At 73.4% G+C, this 16,910-nt stretch carries 14 protein-coding genes and 1 pseudogene; 9 read left to right on the top strand and 6 right to left on the bottom strand.

Features of this window, described 5'->3' with window-relative positions; all coding sequences use genetic code 11:
- Positions 1-179 precede the first annotated feature (179 nt).
- A pseudogene (locus ACZ8ZB_RS11850) lies at positions 180-311 on the top strand (type II toxin-antitoxin system PemK/MazF family toxin); the annotation flags it as partial.
- Between the two features lie 125 nt (positions 312-436).
- On the opposite strand, the gene ACZ8ZB_RS11845 reads toward ACZ8ZB_RS11850, so the two are convergent.
- Positions 437-1,453: an aspartate-semialdehyde dehydrogenase gene (locus ACZ8ZB_RS11845; RefSeq protein ID WP_470737674.1), complete on the bottom strand. Its 1,017-nt coding sequence runs from the start codon at positions 1,451-1,453 to the stop codon at positions 437-439.
- A 334-nt stretch (positions 1,454-1,787) separates the two neighbouring features.
- Here ACZ8ZB_RS11845 and ACZ8ZB_RS11840 point away from each other — a divergent pair, with 334 nt between their 5' ends.
- The 4 genes from ACZ8ZB_RS11840 to ACZ8ZB_RS11825 all read left to right on the top strand — a co-directional run bounded on the left by ACZ8ZB_RS11840 (position 1,788) and on the right by ACZ8ZB_RS11825 (position 5,991).
- Positions 1,788-2,327, top strand: coding sequence for an RNA polymerase sigma factor (locus ACZ8ZB_RS11840; protein WP_470737673.1), 540 nt, complete (start codon positions 1,788-1,790; stop codon positions 2,325-2,327).
- 1 nt (position 2,328) lies between these two features.
- Positions 2,329-3,240 carry a hypothetical protein gene (locus tag ACZ8ZB_RS11835; protein WP_470737672.1) on the top strand — a complete coding sequence of 304 codons (912 nt, stop codon included), beginning with the start codon at positions 2,329-2,331 and terminating at the stop codon, positions 3,238-3,240.
- Positions 3,241-3,522: 282 nt separating this feature from the next.
- Positions 3,523-3,981 (top strand): NUDIX hydrolase, encoded by a 459-nt coding sequence (locus ACZ8ZB_RS11830; protein ID WP_470737671.1) that lies wholly within the window; start codon positions 3,523-3,525, stop codon positions 3,979-3,981.
- 246 nt (positions 3,982-4,227) lie between these two features.
- On the top strand, positions 4,228-5,991 hold the full coding sequence (locus ACZ8ZB_RS11825; RefSeq protein ID WP_470737670.1) for a TIGR03767 family metallophosphoesterase: 1,764 nt from the start codon (positions 4,228-4,230) through the stop codon (positions 5,989-5,991).
- Positions 5,992-6,063: 72 nt separating this feature from the next.
- On the opposite strand, the gene ACZ8ZB_RS11820 is transcribed toward ACZ8ZB_RS11825, so the two are convergent.
- Both ACZ8ZB_RS11820 and pepN read right to left on the bottom strand, forming a co-directional pair.
- Positions 6,064-7,116 carry a hypothetical protein gene (locus ACZ8ZB_RS11820; protein WP_470737669.1) on the bottom strand — a complete coding sequence of 351 codons (1,053 nt, stop codon included), beginning with the start codon at positions 7,114-7,116 and terminating at the stop codon, positions 6,064-6,066.
- Between the two features lie 190 nt (positions 7,117-7,306).
- Positions 7,307-9,886: an aminopeptidase N gene (pepN, locus tag ACZ8ZB_RS11815; protein ID WP_470737668.1), complete on the bottom strand. Its 2,580-nt coding sequence runs from the start codon at positions 9,884-9,886 to the stop codon at positions 7,307-7,309.
- A 137-nt stretch (positions 9,887-10,023) separates the two neighbouring features.
- On the opposite strand from pepN, the gene ACZ8ZB_RS11810 reads away from it, so the two are divergent.
- Positions 10,024-10,671 (top strand): mycothiol-dependent nitroreductase Rv2466c family protein, encoded by a 648-nt coding sequence (locus tag ACZ8ZB_RS11810; RefSeq protein WP_470737667.1) that lies wholly within the window; start codon positions 10,024-10,026, stop codon positions 10,669-10,671.
- 3 nt (positions 10,672-10,674) lie between these two features.
- On the opposite strand, the gene ACZ8ZB_RS11805 is transcribed toward ACZ8ZB_RS11810, so the two are convergent.
- Positions 10,675-10,917, bottom strand: coding sequence for a hypothetical protein (locus ACZ8ZB_RS11805; RefSeq protein WP_470737666.1), 243 nt, complete (start codon positions 10,915-10,917; stop codon positions 10,675-10,677).
- 229 nt (positions 10,918-11,146) lie between these two features.
- Positions 11,147-12,526, bottom strand: coding sequence for an amino acid permease (locus ACZ8ZB_RS11800; RefSeq protein ID WP_470737665.1), 1,380 nt, complete (start codon positions 12,524-12,526; stop codon positions 11,147-11,149).
- A gap of 528 nt (positions 12,527-13,054) precedes the next feature.
- On the opposite strand from ACZ8ZB_RS11800, the gene ACZ8ZB_RS11795 reads away from it, so the two are divergent.
- The gene (locus ACZ8ZB_RS11795) at positions 13,055-13,639 is read left to right on the top strand and encodes a biotin transporter BioY (RefSeq protein WP_470737664.1); all 585 of its coding nucleotides are present in this window, start codon (positions 13,055-13,057) and stop codon (positions 13,637-13,639) included.
- Between the two features lie 79 nt (positions 13,640-13,718).
- On the opposite strand, the gene ACZ8ZB_RS11790 is transcribed toward ACZ8ZB_RS11795, so the two are convergent.
- On the bottom strand, positions 13,719-15,203 hold the full coding sequence (locus ACZ8ZB_RS11790; RefSeq protein WP_470737663.1) for an amino acid permease: 1,485 nt from the start codon (positions 15,201-15,203) through the stop codon (positions 13,719-13,721).
- Between the two features lie 203 nt (positions 15,204-15,406).
- Here ACZ8ZB_RS11790 and ACZ8ZB_RS11785 point away from each other — a divergent pair, with 203 nt between their 5' ends.
- Positions 15,407-15,892: a ribose-5-phosphate isomerase gene (locus tag ACZ8ZB_RS11785; protein WP_470737662.1), complete on the top strand. Its 486-nt coding sequence runs from the start codon at positions 15,407-15,409 to the stop codon at positions 15,890-15,892.
- A gap of 196 nt (positions 15,893-16,088) precedes the next feature.
- Positions 16,089-16,910, top strand: a complete 822-nt coding sequence (locus tag ACZ8ZB_RS11780; protein WP_470737661.1) for an Fpg/Nei family DNA glycosylase — start codon at positions 16,089-16,091, stop codon at positions 16,908-16,910.

The following is a 16,910-nucleotide window of genomic DNA, read 5'->3' as shown; positions in this document are numbered from 1 at the left end:
GCCCTCCGGGACCGGACGAGCGGGGACGGGATCACCGATGAGGCGCGGCGACGTCTACCTGGTGGGCCTGGAACCGGCCAGGGGAGGCGGGGCCGACAAGGCCAGGCCCGCTGTGATCGTGTCCGCTCGACGGGACCGACGAGCCCGTCGAGCGGAACGGCCGAGGCGTCGTCGGTGTCGTGCCGCTGGCGTCGGACACCACACGGATCCTGTCGTTCCAGGTCCTCCTGCGTGCTGACGGGAGTCGTCTGCCCAGGGACTCCGAGGCGGAGTGCGAGCAGGTGCGCGCCGTCGCGCCGGAGCGTCTGCGGCAGCGGGTCGGCGCCCTTCCCCGACAGCGCGTGGCCGGCATCGACGTGGCGCTGCGGCGGCACCCGGCGCTCCGAACGCCCCGAGGGGGCGCCCACCGGCGCCCCCTCGGGTCATGCCCGCGGCGTCACGCGCTCAGCTCAGCCGCCACCAGCTCCGCGATCTGCACGGCGTTCAGCGCCGCGCCCTTGCGGAGGTTGTCGTTGGAGACGAACAGGGCGAGACCGTTCTCCACCGTCTCGTCGGGGCGGATCCGGCCGACGTAGGACGGGTCCTGGCCGGCGGCCTGGAGCGGGGTGGGGATGTCGGTGAGGACGACGCCGGGGGCCTCCGCCAGCAGCTCGGCGGCGCGCTCGGCGCTGATCGGGCGGGCGAAGCGGGCGTTGATCTGCAGGGAGTGCCCGGAGAAGACCGGGACGCGCACGCAGGTGCCGGAGACCTTGAGCTCGGGGATCCCCAGGATCTTGCGCGACTCGTTGCGCAGCTTCTGCTCCTCGTCGGTCTCGCCCAGGCCGTCGTCGACGAGGTTGCCGGCCAGCGGCAGCACGTTGAAGGCGATGGGGCGCTTGTAGACACCGGGCTCGGGGAAGTCGACCGCCGCGCCGTCGTGGGTGAGCTTGTCGGCCTCGTCGATCACCTTCTGCGCCTGGCCGTGCAGCTCCGCGACGCCCGCGAGGCCGGACCCGGACACCGCCTGGTACGTGGCGACGACCAGCGCCTGGAGGCCCGCCTCCGCGTGCAGCGGACGCAGCACCGGCATCGCGGCCATCGTGGTGCAGTTCGGGTTGGCGATGATGCCCTTGGGGCGGTCGGCGATCGCGTGCGGGTTCACCTCGGAGACGACGAGGGGGACCTCGGGGTCCTTGCGCCAGGCGGAGGAGTTGTCGATCACGACCGCGCCCTGCGCGGCGACCTTCTCGGCCAGCGCCTTCGAGGTCGCGCCGCCCGCGGAGAACAGCACGATGTCCAGGCCGCTGTAGTCGGCGGTCGAGGCGTCCTCCACCGTCACGCCGTCCAGCTCCGTGCCCGCCGAACGGGCCGAGGCGAACAGGCGCAGCTCGGTGACCGGGAAGTTCCGCTCCTTGAGGATCCCGCGCATGACCGTACCCACCTGACCGGTGGCTCCGACGATTCCGACCCTCACGGCGACTCCCTACTGTGTCCTGATTCGTATCCGAATGCCTGGCCGAGGCTCTTCCATCATGCGGCCGACCACGGCCCGCCTGTCCAATTCTTTGCGGATCCTGCCCGCCCAGTGGGACACCCCGGCGACGACCGCCGGTTGCGGACCTTCGGCCGTCACCCCTGTGAACTGCAGAAATTCAGCCTTCGGGGGCCGTGGGCCGGAAGGTCCCCTGCCCGGTCCGGTCCCGGTCACACGAAGGTGTGACATACGCCTCGGCCGGATCCGGAGGAGCCGGCCGAACGTTCCGGGCGGGAGCGGCGTCGTAGGGGAAACAGCGTGAGGGGGGTGGCCAGTGCTGCGCGGAAGGACCCGGCGCGGCCGGGGGGCGTCGTACACCGCCACGGACGACGACCCGCTGGACGAGGCGCAGGAACGCCGGGTGCGGGCGGTGCTCGCACTGGGCGGGGTACCGCAGGCGGACCTGCCGGACGGGGTGCAGCAGGTCCGCCTGCGGCTGCTGGAACGCGCCGCGAGCGGGCGGGAGGCGCCGCGGGACGTCTCGGCGTGGGCGGCGGTGGTCGCCTCCAACCTCGCCATGGACTGGCACCGGGCCAAGCGCCGCCAGGAGCGGCTCGGGGAGCGCCTCGCGTCGCTCCGTCCGGCACAGGCCCCGTCCGGCGAGGAGACCAGCCTGCTCTCCCTCGCCGTGGCCCGCGGCCTGGACGCGCTGCCCGACGCGCAGCGCCAGGTGGTCGTGCTGCGTTTCTACGCCGACCTGCCGGTGCGGTCCATCGCCGAGCAGCTCGGCGTCCCGGAGGGCACGGTCAAGAGCAGGCTGCACACGGCGGTACGCGCCCTGCGCGCCCGCCTGCACGAGGACGAGGTGGTGTGACGTGACCGCCCACGACGACCGGGGCCCCGGAGACGGCGCCGAGGACGCCGTCGAGGACGCCGCCGGCGCCGGGTACGACGGCGTGGACCCCCTGACGGCCGCGCTCCTGGACGAGCCGCCGCCCGCGCGGGCCCGGCGCGATCCGGGGTTCCTGGCCGCGCGCGATGCCGCCGCCGCCGACCTGGCGGTGCTGCGGGAACAGCTGGCGCTGATCGGGGACGCGCTCGCCGCCGCCCCGGGGGAGCGGCCGGAGTCCGGTGACGGGGCGCGGCGGCCGGGCACGCAGGGGCGCTTCCCGGAGGGCGGGGGCGCCGGGGACGGGACACGGCACCGGCCGGCCGCCCACACGTCGCCGGGGCACCGCTCCCCGCGTCCCGGAGGCTCCCGCGGCCCGCGCCGAGCCCGCCGTCTGAGGGCGGCCCTCGGCACGCTCGCCGCGGCGGCCGCCGCCGCGCTGGTCGTGGGGGCGGGCGGCTGGCTCGTGGCGCAGGGCGGTACGGCGTCGAGCGACGAAGCGGCGGTGGCTCCGGACGCCGCGGCCGGCAAGGAGGCCTACGGGCAGGACGGCGAGCAGGACGGCGGTGTCGCCTTCGGCAGCCCCCGCTACCTGGCCTGCGCCCGCCTCGTCGCCGAGGGCACCGTCACCGCCGTGGAACCGGTGGCGGGCGCCGGCCGGGAACGGATCACGCTCGAGGTGACCCGCGTCCACAAGGGGGGGAGCACGGACCGGATCACCTTCGTGCTGGAGCCGGCCGGGCAGCCCCGCCTCCGCGGGGGCGAGCGGGTGATGGTCGGTCTGCCCCGCGCGGGCGACCGCCCGGACACGGTGATCACCGGGGAGGAGGACATCGCCCCCGAGCGGGCCCGGATCACCGCAGGACTCCCCGAGTCGCGCACCCTGGCCTGCGACTGAGTGACGACGGGACGACGAGGGGGCGGGCGTCCGCACGGGACGCCCGCCCCGCCCGCGGCGCGGGGAACACCGTCCGGAGGACGCCGGCCACGAGGGGAGCAGTGCGTACCACCGGACCGCCCCGAAGGAGGCGCGCGGGGAGGCCGTGCTCCCGCGCCGCACGGGGGACGCGGGACGTGGCGGACGGGGCGGGACGTGGCGGACGGGACGGGGCGGGCGCCCCGGAGGAGCGCCCGCCCCGCTCCCTGTCACGGACGGCGGCCGCCGGGTTAGCGTCCCCGGATGCGACGGAATCTGAGGGTGGCGGCCTACGCCGTGGTGGTGCGCGAGGGACAGTTCCTGCTCGCCCGGTCGCCGGGCCCCGGCGGCGTCCCCGAGTGGGTGCTGCCGGGCGGCGGCATGGAGCACGGCGAGGACCCCTACGACACCGTGCGGCGGGAGGTCGAGGAGGAGACCGGCTACCGCATCGAGGTCACCGGACTGCTCGGCGTGAACTCCACCCGCCGCACCTTCCCCGCCCGCTTCGGCCGCTCCGTCGACCACCACGGCGTGCGGCTGGTCTACGAGGGCCGGATCACCGGCGGCGAACTGCGCAACGAGGTCGGCGGCTCCACCGACCTCGCCGCCTGGCACCCCCTGGACGTCGTCCCGGACCTGGTCCGCGTCCGCATGGTCGACATCGGGCTGCGGCTGTGGCGGGAACGCCCGGCCGCCGGACGGGTGGAGGCCGCCGGGAACTAGGGGGGTGGCTGCCCCGTGAGATGAACGAGGCGTGACCGCTCCCCGGCCGGTGCGGGAGCGGCCGGCGACGCCTGCGGCGGTCCGCGGGCGGTCCGGGGCCGACGTACGGCGATCGGCGTCGCGCGTTGCCGTCTCGTTCACGCCCGGGTCATCCCCGGTGCCGAGCATCCAGTACGAGCGGGACGGTCGCCCAGCGAGCGCCCCGCGACCACTGCCGACGCGTTCGCACCCGGGGAGACAAGCGCCATGTCGCGCACACGCTCAGTCGCCGGCTCCACTGGACTCCACCGTCGTTCCCTCCTCGCCGCCACCGGAGCGGTGGCCCTCTCCGCCGGCGCCGGCTACGCGCTGTGGCCCGGTGAGGGCCGGGCCGCCGCCGCGGCGGGCCCCGGTTCCGGCACGGAGGGGGCCGCGCCCGCCTCCTCCGGCCGGGCGCCGGCCGCCCCGCTCGTCCCGTACACCCGCGGCACCACCGTCGCCGCCTCGGCGGCCCCGCGCCGCGGCACGGGCTACCGGCGCCTCGCCGAGGGGCCGGGCTGGGACCGCGTGGTGCGCGGCGAGCTCGCCGGGCCGCGGGCCGGACGGGACGACCGCCGGACCGCGCTCGCCGCGTTCGTGCACCTCACCGACCTGCACATCACCGACGTCCAGCATCCGCTGCGCCTGGAGTACCTGCGCTCGGCGGACGTCCACGCCTGGCGGCCCCAGGAGGCCCTGACCGTCCAGGGCGCGGTCGCCCTCGTGGAGCGGATCAACGCGCTGCGCGGCGCCCCCGTCACCGGATCGCCGCTGCGCTTCGCGATGACCACCGGCGACAACACGGACAACAACTGCCGCGCGGAACTGGAGTGGTTCCTGACGGTGATGAGCGGGGGCCGCGTCACCCCCGGAACCGGGGACCCGCGCCACTACGAGGGCGTCCAGAACAGCGGTCTGGAGCAGTACTGGCACCCCGACACCGCACTCCGCGACACCGACAAGCGGCTCGGCTTCCCGCACCTGGACGGCTTCCTCGCGGCGGCCGTCCGCGAGGTGAACAGCCCCGGCCTCGACCTGCCCTGGTACTCCACCGTCGGCAACCACGACGCGATGCCGCTCGGCTGCTTCGCCTCCCACGGCGACCCCCGCCTCACCGAATTCGCCGTCGGCGGGCGGAAGCTGATGGACCTGCCGGCGGCCGAGGCGCACCGGCTCCAGCAGACCCTCAGGAGGGCGAAGGACCCCAGGGGCGTGCGGTACGGCGACTTCCTGGCGGCCCATGCCCGCTCCATGCGCTCCGTCACCCCCGACGAGAAACGCGCCCCCTTCACCCCCGCCGAGTACCTCCGGGCCCACCTGGACCCGGCGTACACGGGTCCCGGCCCGGTGGGCCACGGCTACACCGCGGAGAACCTCGACGCGGGCACCCAGTACTACGCCTTCCGCATCGCCGACGACGTCCTCGGCGTCAGCCTCGACACCACCGGCCCGGGCGGCCACTACAACGGTTCCCTCGGCACCGCCCAGCTGCGCTGGCTGGAGCGGACGCTCACCGAGAACCGGGACGCGTACGTCCTGGTGTTCAGCCACCACACGAGCACGTCGATGGACAACACCCACCGCGACCCGGCCCGCCCCGGCGAGCGGCGTCACACCGGCGAGGAGGTCGTCGCGCTCCTCGGCCGGCACCGCAACGTGGTCGCGTGGGTCAACGGGCACGTCCACCGCAACGCGATCACCCCGCACACCGGGTCCGGCGGGGCCTTCTGGGAGATCTCCACCGCCTCCCACGTCGACTTCCCCCAACTGGCCCGGGTGATCGAGCTGGTGGACAACGGGGACGGCACGCTCTCGCTCTTCACCACCCTGGTCGAATCCTCGGCCCCGTACCGCACGGACTTCACCGACCTCTCCCGGACCGGCCTGGCCGCCCTCTACCGCGAACTCTCCTTCAACGCCGCCGGCTCCCGCACACACCGGGGCGGCGAACCGGGGGACCGCAACACCGAGCTGGTGCTGAGGAGGCGCTGACCCGGCGCACGCGCGGGGAGGGGCCGCCCGGCGGCCCCTCCCCTCCCCTCCTGACGGCGCCGCCCCGGCCCCCTACCGGGGCAGCACCACGACGTACGCCGACGGGGCGCGGTCGGCCGAGGCGATCAGCGCCGTGCGGACCACCGCCGCCTGCTGCTCCATCGCGTCCCGCAGCTTGCGCGGGGTGATGTGGACGACCGTGACGCCGAGGCGCTCCAGGTGTTCGCGCCTGCGGGCGTACTCCGACCACTCGGCCTCGTCGTCGGGCCGCCGGCCCGGGCGCGGCGCGCGGGTGTCCAGCTCCACCGCCACCGCGTGCTCCGGCCAGTACGCGTCCACGCCGCCGAGGCGGGGCCCGCCCGGCAGCCGCAGGTCGACGTTCCAGCACGGGTCGGGCAGGCCGTGGTCGCGCACCATCCGGTACAGCCGGGACTCCGCCAGCGTCCGCCCCTCGGCCAGCAGCGAGTCCACCGCGTCCACCACGTGCGGCCGGTTCAGCAGCTTCGCGGCGGTCAGCTCGCGCACCGCCGCCGCCGGATCGCAGAAGCCGCCGCGCACCGCGTCCGTGAGCAGCCGGCGCACCGTGCCCGCGTCCTGGAGGCCCGCCACGGCGTCGGCCAGCGCGCGCGGGACCGGGGCCACCGGCAGGCCCGTGACCTGCTCCGGGACGGGCAGGTCGGGGGTGCGGACGATACGGACGCAGCCCGTCGAGCGCAGCCGGCGCAGCCGCGGGACCAGGACGTCGAAGGCCTCCAGGGACGGCAGCGGGGGAGCGGACGGGAAGCCGTGCAGGGTCAGCGCGGCCAGTCCGGTGATCATCGCCTCCCCGTAGGCGGACGCGGGCGGGCTCTCCGTACCGGGCTGGACGGGGACGCCCGTGGTCCGTTCCCGTGCCGCGTACATCAGCACCGCGTGCAGCCGCTCCTCGCTGGTCGGCGGGCCGGGGTGGAGCAGGACGACGCCCGGGAGCAGCTGCTGCCAGGGGCCGCCGGGGCGGCACTGCTCGCCGGCCTTCGCGGCGGAGACGCCGTGGGCGCGCAGCTGCGCGTGGGTCAGCACCCGGCGCCCGGCGCCGGTGGAGAGGTGGTGCAGGGGGCGGGGGGAGAGCGGGGTGTTGTGGTTCATGACCGGCAATTTCCCGTCTTCGGCCGGTCCGCGAACCCGTGTTACACGCTCGTCGACAAACAAGGACAAGGCCGTACTGAAGGACACGTGTTCGGATGCCGGGAACCCCTGGTCCGTCCGGGCGCGGACCAGGGGTTACGGGCGTTCTGTAACGATGGCGGAACGCCCGGCCGAGGGCCGGATCCGCCCTTCAGCGACCGGCGGCGGCCGCGTCGCAGGCCTGCCCGCGCAGGGCACGGGCCAGGTCGTCGCGGGCCTCCAGGACCAGGCGGCGCAGGGCGGGGGCCGCGTCCTCGTGGGACGTGAGCCACGCGTCCGTCGCCTCCAGCGTCGCCCGCGAGTCCTGGAAGGAGGGGAACAGGCCCCGCACCACGTCCATGCCGATCTGGATCGACCGCTCGGTCCACACCCGCTCGATCGCCGCGAAGTACCTCTCCGCGTACGGCGCGAGCAGCTCCCGCTGGGACGCCTGCGCGAAGCCCGAGATGGTGGCCTCCACCAGCGCGTTGGACAGCGCGTCCGACTCCACGACCTGCGCCCAGCACTGCGCCTTGACCGCGGCCGACGGGCGGGCGGCCAGACAGCGCACGTGGTGCCGCTTGCCGGACGCGGTGTCGTCCCGGGCCAGCTCCTCGTCCAGCCGCTTCTCGTCCGCCGCCCCGTGCGCGGCCAGCGGCTCCAGGAACGCCCAGCGCAGCTCCTGGTCCACCTCCAGGCCCGGCAGGGTCACCGTGCCGTCGAGGAGCGAGGTCAGCAGCTCGACGTCGGCCGGCGCGTGGGCCACGTGGGCGAAGAACCTCGCCCACGCCAGCTGGTGTTCGCTGCCCGCCTCGGCGGCGTACAGCAGGGCGGAGGCGCCCTCGGCGAGCCGGCGCCCGGTCTGCTCCCGCCGCTCGGGCGCGGTGTAGTGCACCGCCGCCGAATCGGCCCACGCGTGCAGCATCTGCAGCACGCCGATGTCGGACTCGCGGCCCGCGAACTCCAGCACCAGCTCGATGAACTCCTGGGCCGGCAGCAGCGCGTCCCGCGTCATGTTCCACAGCGCCGACCAGCACAGGGCGCGGGCGAGCGGGTCGGTCAGCGCGCCCAGGTGCTCGCGCAGCGTGTCCAGCGACGTCTCGTCGAAGCGGGTCTTGCAGTACGTCAGGTCGTCGTCGTTGACCAGCACCAGCTCCGGCGCGTCCGCGCCCGCCAGCTCCGTCACGACCGTACGCGCCCCCTCGACGTCCGTCTCGGCCTGCGCGTACCGCTCCAGGGCGTCGGATCCCGTACGCCGGTACAGGCCCACCGCCACGCGGTGCGGGCGCAGTTCGGGGTGCGACTCCGCCGCCTCCTGCACGACCGTCAGCTCGTCGATCCGGCCGTCCTCGCGCAACAGCACCTGCGGGGTGAGCGAGTTGACGCCGGCCGTCTGCAGCCACGCCCGCGACCAGGCGGCCATGTCCCGCCCGCTGGTCTCCTCGAGGACGGACAGCAGGTCGCCGAGGCGCGTGTTGCCGTACGCGTGCCGCTTGAAGTAGCGCCGGGCGCCCTCCAGGAACGCGTCCTGGCCCACGTACGCCACCAGCTGCTTGAGCACCGAGGCGCCCTTGGCGTACGTGATGCCGTCGAAGTTGAGCTTGGCGTCCTGCAGGTCGCGGATGTCGGCGGTGATCGGGTGCGTGGAGGGCAGCTGGTCCGCGCGGTAGGCCCACGCCTTGCGGCGGTTGGCGAAGGTGATCCAGCCGTCGGTGAAGCGGGTCGCCCCGACCAGCGAGAACGCGCCCATGAAGTCCGCGAAGGACTCCTTCAGCCACAGGTCGTCCCACCACTCCATGGTGACCAGGTCGCCGAACCACATGTGCGCCATCTCGTGCAGGATGACGTTGGCCCGGCCCTCGTACGACGCCCGCGTCACCTTGCCCCGGAAGATGAACTCCTCCCGGAAGGTCACCATCCCCGGGTTCTCCATCGCGCCCAGGTTGTACTCGGGCACGAACGCCTGGTCGTACTTGCCGAACGGGTACGGGTAGTCGAAGTGGTCGTGGAAGAAGTCCAGGCCCTGCTTGGTCACCAGGAACACGTCGTCGGCGTCGAAGTGCGGGGCGAGGCCCTTGCGGCACATCGCGCCGAGCGGGATCTCCAGCCGCGTGCCGTCCTCGAGGACCCGCTCGTAGGAGTCGGTCACGTAGTGGTACGGGCCGGCCACCACGCACGTGATGTACGTCGAGATCGGCTTGGTCTCCGCGAACCGCCACACGCCGTCGGAGAGTTCACCGGCCCCGTTGCTCCAGACCGTCCAGCCCTCGGGCGCGCGCACCTCGAAGCGGTACGGCGCCTTGAGGTCGGGCTGCTCGAAGTTGGCGAAGACCCGGCGGGCGTCGGCCGGCTCGTACTGGGTGTACAGGTACACCTCGCCGTCCTCGGGGTCGACGAAGCGGTGCATGCCCTCGCCGGTGCGGGAGTAGGCGCACTGCGCGTCGACGACGAGTTCGTTCTCGGCGGCCAGGTCCTCCAGCAGGATCCGCGAGCCGTCGAAGACCTGGCCGGGGTCGAGGTCGCGCCCGTTCAGGGACAGGGCCGTCACGCTCGGCGCGATCAGGTCCGCGAAGCTGCTCGCGCCCGGTTCGGCGCAGCGGAACCGGACGGTGGTGACGGAGCGGAAGGTGCGCGGCTCCCCGCCGTGCTCGCCGACCGCCGAACGCAGGTCCAGGGACACCTCGTACCCGTCGACGGACAGCAGGGCTGCCCGCTCCCGGGCCTCGTCACGGGTCAGATTCTCACCGGGCACGGGCGGACTCCTCATGCGTCGTCGACATGGATGAACAGGACCGATCCTGCCATGCGCCCCTGACGCGGGCCGTCCGGGAATGGCGGGGACCGGTCACGTTGTTCCCCCGGGCGAGACTTCCCTTCCTGAGGAGTGACATGTCGGACAAGCCTTCCGCCACGCCCGTCGACTTCTGGTTCGACCCGCTGTGCCCCTGGGCCTGGATGACCTCCCGCTGGGTGCGCGAGGTGGAGAAGGTGCGGGACATCGAGGTCCGCTGGCACCTGATGAGCCTCGCGGTCCTCAACGAGGACAGGCTCGACGAGCTCCCCGCCGAGTACCGCGAAATGCTGGAGGTCAAGGCCTGGGGGCCGGTCCGGGTGGTCATCGCGGCCCAGCAGGAGCACGGCGCCGAGGTGCTCGGCGACCTCTACACCGCGCTCGGGACCCGCATCCACAACCAGGGCGAGGGTCCGGGGAAGGACGTGGTCGCCGCCGCCCTGAAGGACGTCGGCCTGCCCGAGTCCCTCATGGAGCACTGGGACTCCACCCCGTACGAGCCGGAGCTGCGCGCCTCCCACAGGCAGGGCATCGAGAAGGTCGGCCAGGAGGTCGGCACCCCGGTCATCGCGGTCCCCGGCCCCGACGGCGAGGAGATCGCCTTCTTCGGCCCGGTCGTCACCCCGGCGCCCCGGGGCGAGGAGGCCGCCCGCCTGTGGGACGGCACCCTCGCGGTGGCCTCCGTCCCCGGCTTCTACGAGATCAAGCGCTCCCGGACGAAGGGGCCCGACTTCAGCAACCTGTGACGGTCAGTCGATCACGGGCACCTTGATCGGCTCGGCGAACGGTTTCTTGTTGAAGCCCGTACGCAGGTTGCGGCACTGCTTCCCGGTGTCGGGGTCGAGCACGTTCACGCAGAGCCAGAACTCGCCGACCCCGGACCGGCCGAGCCGTTCCTTGAGCCAGTCCTCCTCCTTCTTGCCCAGCCGGCGGTGCTGCTGGTCCCCGCCGCAGGTCCAGCAGTAGTCCTTTTTCGTCCTCTGTGTCGCCATTGCGCAACCATGGCCCGGATCGCCGCATACGGGAAGCCCCCACGAGTCACGTCCTCGCGGGGGCTTCCCTCTTTCCGCCTGCCGGGTGAACGGTGAGAAGGCGATCGCGGGGCAGGTTTTTTATTGCAACATCCTTGCAACTGCACGCTAGCAGCAGAAAGGGCCGTCCGTGAGCCCCGGTACGCGAAACGGCCCCCGCGTTCTCCCGCGAGGGCCGTCGGGGCGCAGGTCAGCCGCGTGCGCGCGCCCGCTGCCAGGCGTAACCCCCGGCCGCCAGGAGCAGCGTCATGGCGCCCGTCGAGTACAGCTGCACCCGTGTGTCCGGCTCCCGGGCCATGAGGACGAAGACCGCCGCCATGCCGGCCAGTGCCGACCAGGTCAGCCACGGGAACGCCCACATCCGCACCGTCAGCCGCTCCGGCGCCTCGCGCTCCAGCCGGCGGCGCAGCCGCAGCTGGGAGACGGCGATGAAGATCCAGACGACCAGGATCACCGCGCCGATGGTGTTCAGCAGCCAGGCGAAGACGTCGTCCGGCCGCCAGTAGCTCAGCAGCACGCACAGGAAGCCGAAGGCCGAGGAGGCCAGGACGGCGATCCGCGGCACCCCGCCCGACACCCGGCCGAGCGCCTTCGGGCCCTGCCCGCGCTCCACCAGCGAGTAGCCGATGCGCGAGGCGCCGTAGATGTTGGCGTTCATCGCGGACAGCAGCGCGACCAGGATCACGACGTCCATCAGCCGGCCGGCGCCCGGGATGCCGAGGCGGTCCAGGGCGGCGACGTACGGGCCGTCCTCGACCACTGCCGGGGAGTCCCACGGGACCAGGGTGACGACGACCGCCATCGAGCCGATGTAGAACAGCGCGATCCGCCACATCGCCGTACGGACCGCGCCCGCCACGCTCTTGACCGGGTCCTGCGACTCGGCCGCCGCGATGGTCACCGTCTCCAGGCCGCCGTAGGCGAAGACGGAGGCGAGCAGGCCGATCACCAGGCCCTCGCCGCCGTTGGGGAGGAAGTCGGTGAGGTGGGAGGCGCCCGGGGAGTCCGTGCCCGGCAGCACACCGGCGACCGCCAGCACGCCGAGCACCAGGAACAGGGAGATCGCGCCGACCTTGAGGGCCGCGAACCAGAACTCGAACTCGCCGAAGTTCTTCACCGCCGCCAGGTTCGTCCCGCAGAACACCACCATGAACAGCGCCACCCACGCCCAGGCGGGCGTGCCCGGCAGCCAGCCGGTGACGATCTTCGCGGCCCCGATGCCCTCCAGGCCGACCGCCGTGCACAGCAGCACCCAGAACGACCATCCGGCGGTGAACCCCGCCCAGGGGCCGATCGCCCGCTCGGCGTGCGCCGAGAAGGAGCCCGACGACGGGTACGCGGCGGACATCTCGCCCAGCATCCGCATCACCAGCATCACCAGGAGGCCGGAGACGGCGTAGGCGACGACGACGGACGGGCCGGCGGCGGCGATGGCCTCCCCGGAGCCGACGAACAGCCCGGCGCCGATCACCCCGCCGAGGGCGATCATCGACAGATGGCGTTGCTTCAGGCCGTGCGAGAGGGAGGCGCCGCCCGCCTCGGGAGGCGTCTCGACGGTGGTGCGGGGCATGGCGCGACTCGTCCAATGCGGAAGACGGCGAAAACGCCGCTCAGTGTGGTCGGCCGCCCCGCGTGCACGAAGAGGCCGACCAGCATGTGGACATACGACATGCGGAGGGTGATGATCCGCTTACGCCGCGACGATCGTGCGGCGCGAGGCGTCCCCCTCGGTCGAGCAGGACTCCTTCGCCTCGACGCCGGCCCGGACGTCACCGGTGACCATCACCCGGTGCAGCCGGCGCGGCAGGCTGAAGATGTCCGTCCCGCGCTGCCCGGACGGCGACCGACGGGCGAGGCGGCGCCCGCGCCCGCCCGGCCCGCTTGGTGGATCCCCACAGCCGCCGTTCCCCGACGGCGTGTTGGCGAAACCACGTCACCTCAGTGACCGGTGTCACCTCGCGTGCTTCGGCTCCCCGCCCTTTGTCCGGAGCCCACCAAGTCCACGGCGACGCCTTTGTCGGCCGCTGACGGTGATCGGCGCGCGGACACCGGTATAGCGTCGCGGTGTCCCCGACTGCCCTCACTCCGTGGAGACCCCATGAGCACCGCCACCCTCACGTCCGCCCGATCCGGACAGGTCCTCGCGGACCTCGTCCCGGCCTCCCGTGTCCGGGACGCCGCGCTCGTGCTCGGCGGCGCCGCGCTCACCGGCCTCGCCGCCCAGATCGCGGTGCCCGTCCCCGGCTCCCCGGTGCCGGTGACCGGCCAGACCTTCGCGGCGCTCCTGGTCGGCACCGCCCTCGGCGCCCGCCGCGGCTTCGCCTCCCTGGCGGTGTACGCGCTGGTGGGCGCGGCCGGCGTGCCGTGGTTCGCGGAGGGCAGGTCGGGCCTGGGCATGCCGTCCTTCGGCTACGTCCTCGGCATGCTGCTGGCCTCCGTCGTCGTGGGCGCGCTCGCCCGCCGCGGCGCCGACCGCTCCGCCTGGCGCACGGCGGGCACCATGGTGCTCGGCTCGGCGGTCATCTACGCCGTCGGCGTGCCCTACCTGGCCCTCGCCACCGGCATGTCCGCCTCCGCCGCGATCGCGGCCGGCCTCACCCCGTTCCTCGTCGGCGACGCCCTGAAGGCGGCCCTGGCGATGGGCGTGCTGCCGACGGCCTGGAAGCTCGTCGGCAAGCGGTGACCGCCCGGTTCCACGGCGGGAGGCTCGGCGGGGGCGCCGTAGAGCGCCTCCGCCGAGCCTCCCGCCGTGGAAAGGTGTCTCAGCCCGCCGGGACCCCGTCCCGGTCCCCGGCACGACGCCCCGCCACCCGCTGCCTGACGACGGCGATGACGAGCACGATCGCGGCGACCAGCAGGGACAGCAGCATCGTCGTACGCCCGTCGTGCTCGGTGTCGGTCAGCATGTAACCGATCACGAACACGATCAGCGCGGCGCTGGCCCACGTCAGATACGGGTACAGCCACATCCGCACGACCAGCTTCTCCGGCGCCTCCGCCTGGATGATCTTCCGCATGCGCAGCTGCGAGAAGCAGATCACCAGCCAGACGAACAGCGCGACCGCTCCGGAGGAGTTGACGAGGAAGAGGAAGACGGAGTCGGGGAACTTGTAGTTGAAGAAGACGGCGACGAAGCCGAACACCACCGACGCGATGATCGCGGTCCGCGGCACGCCCCGGCTCGTGGTCCGGGCGAACGCCTTCGGCGCGTCCCCGCGCCGGCCGAGCGAGAAGGCCATCCGGGAGGCCGTGTAGAGCCCGGAGTTGAGGCAGGAGAGCACGGACGTCAGCACGATGAAGTTCATGATCTGACCGGCGTGCGCGATGCCGAGGGAGTCCAGGGCGGCGACGTAGGAGCCGTCCTCGGCGATGGACTCGCTGTCCCAGGGCAGCAGACAGACCACGACGAAGATCGAGCCGAGGTAGAAGACGCCGATCCGCCAGATGATGCTGTTGGTCGCCTTGGTGACGGCCCGCTGCGGGTCCTCCGACTCGCCGGCGGCCAGCGTGGCGATCTCGCTGCCCATGAAGGAGAAGACGACGAGCAGGATGCCGGTGAGGATCGCGCCGGCGCCGTGGGGCAGGAAGCCGCCGTGGCCGGTGAGGTTGGCCAGGCCGGCCTGGTCGCTGTCGACGCCGGGCAGCACGCCGAAGACGGCCAGTCCGCCGATGACGATGAACGCGCCGATGGCGACGACCTTGATCCCGGCGAACCAGAACTCGAACTCGCCGTAGGAGCCGACGGACACCAGGTTGGTGGCGGTCAGCACCACCATCACGATGAGGGCCCAGCCCCACTGCGGAACGGCCGGTATCCACCCTTCGAGGATCGCGGCGCCGGCGGTCGCCTCGACCGCGAGGACGACGACCCAGAAGAACCAGTAGAGCCAGCCGATCGTGAAACCGGCCCAGGGACCGAGCGCCCGGTCGGCGTGCGCGGAGAAGGATCCGGACGTCGGGTTGGCCGCGGACATCTCACCGAGCATCCGCATCACCAGCACCACGAGCGTGCCGACGAGGGCGTACGAGAGCAGGATGCCGGGGCCGGCGGTCGCGATGCCGGCGCTGGAGCCGACGAAGAGGCCCGCGCCGATCACGCCGCCGATGGCGATCATCGACAGATGGCGGTTCTTGAGCCCGGCCTGGAGCCCGGAGCCGGGTTCTCCGGGTCCGCTCGCGGATCCTCCGGGTCCTCCGGGGCCTGGGTGGCCGCTTCCGGCTGTCTTCAGGGTCGGCTGCGAGGTCATGGAACGGGATTTCCTTTGCGCCGGGAGAGCTGCGCTCCGCAGAGGTCTACGGGCCGGTCCAGTGAAACGGAGGCGAACAGATTGTGGAACCTTTGATTCCCCTTCTTTACCCGAGCTTTTCCAGAGGTTCTGTAATCCTCCTCACGTTTCCGGCGGCCCGCCCCGACGCGTCTGCCCGCCCGCCCCCGTGTCACACTCGGACCATGCGCGTGTATCTCGGCTCGGACCATGCGGGCTACGAACTCAAGAACCACCTCGTCGAGTGGCTCGAGGCGGCGGGCCACGAGCCCGTCGACTGCGGCCCGCACATCTACGACGCCCAGGACGACTACCCGCCCTTCTGCCTCCGCGCCGCCGAGCGGACCGCCGCGGACGAGGGCGCCCTCGGCATCGTGATCGGCGGCTCCGGCAACGGCGAGCAGATCGCCGCGAACAAGGTCGAGGGCGTACGGGCGGCCCTGGCGTGGAGCGAGGAGACGGCGGCACTGGGCCGCCAGCACAACAACGCCAACGTGATCGCGGTGGGCGCGCGCATGCACACCCAGGACGAGGCGACGAAGTTCGTCGAGACCTTCCTGAGCACCCCCTTCTCCGGTGACGAGCGCCACGTCCGCCGGATCGACATGCTCGCCGCCTACGAGACGACGGGCGACCTCCCGCCCATCCCCCCGCACCACCCGCAGCAGTAACGCCGCCAGGGCCCTTCCCCGACGCACGGGTCCGGGGGAGAGCACCCTCTCCACGGGGCGCACCACCGGGGCCGCGCGCCGGGGCGCCGACGGGGCGCGGGAGACGCGGCCCGCCGGGGTCCGGGGCCGAGCCCCCGGCACGCGCCGGGCCGCCCGGCCGACCGGGCGGTGGGCACACGCTTGGAAGGACACCCCCGTGCCGGAAGGCCACACCATCCACCGGCTGGCCGCGGACTACGCCGCCGCCTTCGCCGCCGGCGCCCCCCTCCGCGTCACCAGCCCTCAGGGCAAGTTCGCCGACGCCGCCGCCCTCCTCGACCGCACGCCGCTGCACAGCACCGACGCCCATGGAAAGCACCTGTTCCTCGGCTTCGGCGACACCGAGCCCGCCGAGTGGGTCCACATCCACCTCGGCCTCTTCGGCAAGGTCGCCTTCGGCCCGGCCCCGGCGCCGCCGCCCACGGACACCGTCCGGCTCCGCCTCGCCGACGCCACGTCCTACGTCGACCTGCGCGGCCCCACCACCTGCGCTCTGATCACGGACGGCGAGAAGCAGGCGGTCCACGACCGCCTCGGCCCCGACCCGCTCCGCCCGGACGCCGACCCGGCCCTCGCGTACCGCAGGATCGGCCGCAGCCGTACGACGATCGCCGCCCTCCTGATGGACCAGAAGGTCATCGCGGGCGTGGGCAACGTCTACCGCGCCGAGGTCCTCTTCCGGCACCGGATCGACCCGTACCGCGCGGGCCGGGACCTCACCCCGGCCGAGTGGGACGCCCTCTGGGCCGACCTGGTCGCGCTGATGCGCGAGGGCGTGCGCGACAACCGCATCGACACCGTCCGCCCCGAACACACCCCGGAGGCGATGGGACGCCCGCCGCGCGTCGACGACCACGGCGGCGAGGTGTACGTCTACCGCAGGGCCCGCCTGCCCTGCCACATCTGCGGCGGCGAGATCCGCACCGCCGACCTCGCCGCCCGCAACCTGTTCTGGTGCCCCGGCTGCCAGCGCCGCTGA

The organism is Streptomyces sp. 12E (assembly GCF_055633275.1).
This window is presented reverse-complemented; position numbering and strand designations above follow the sequence as displayed.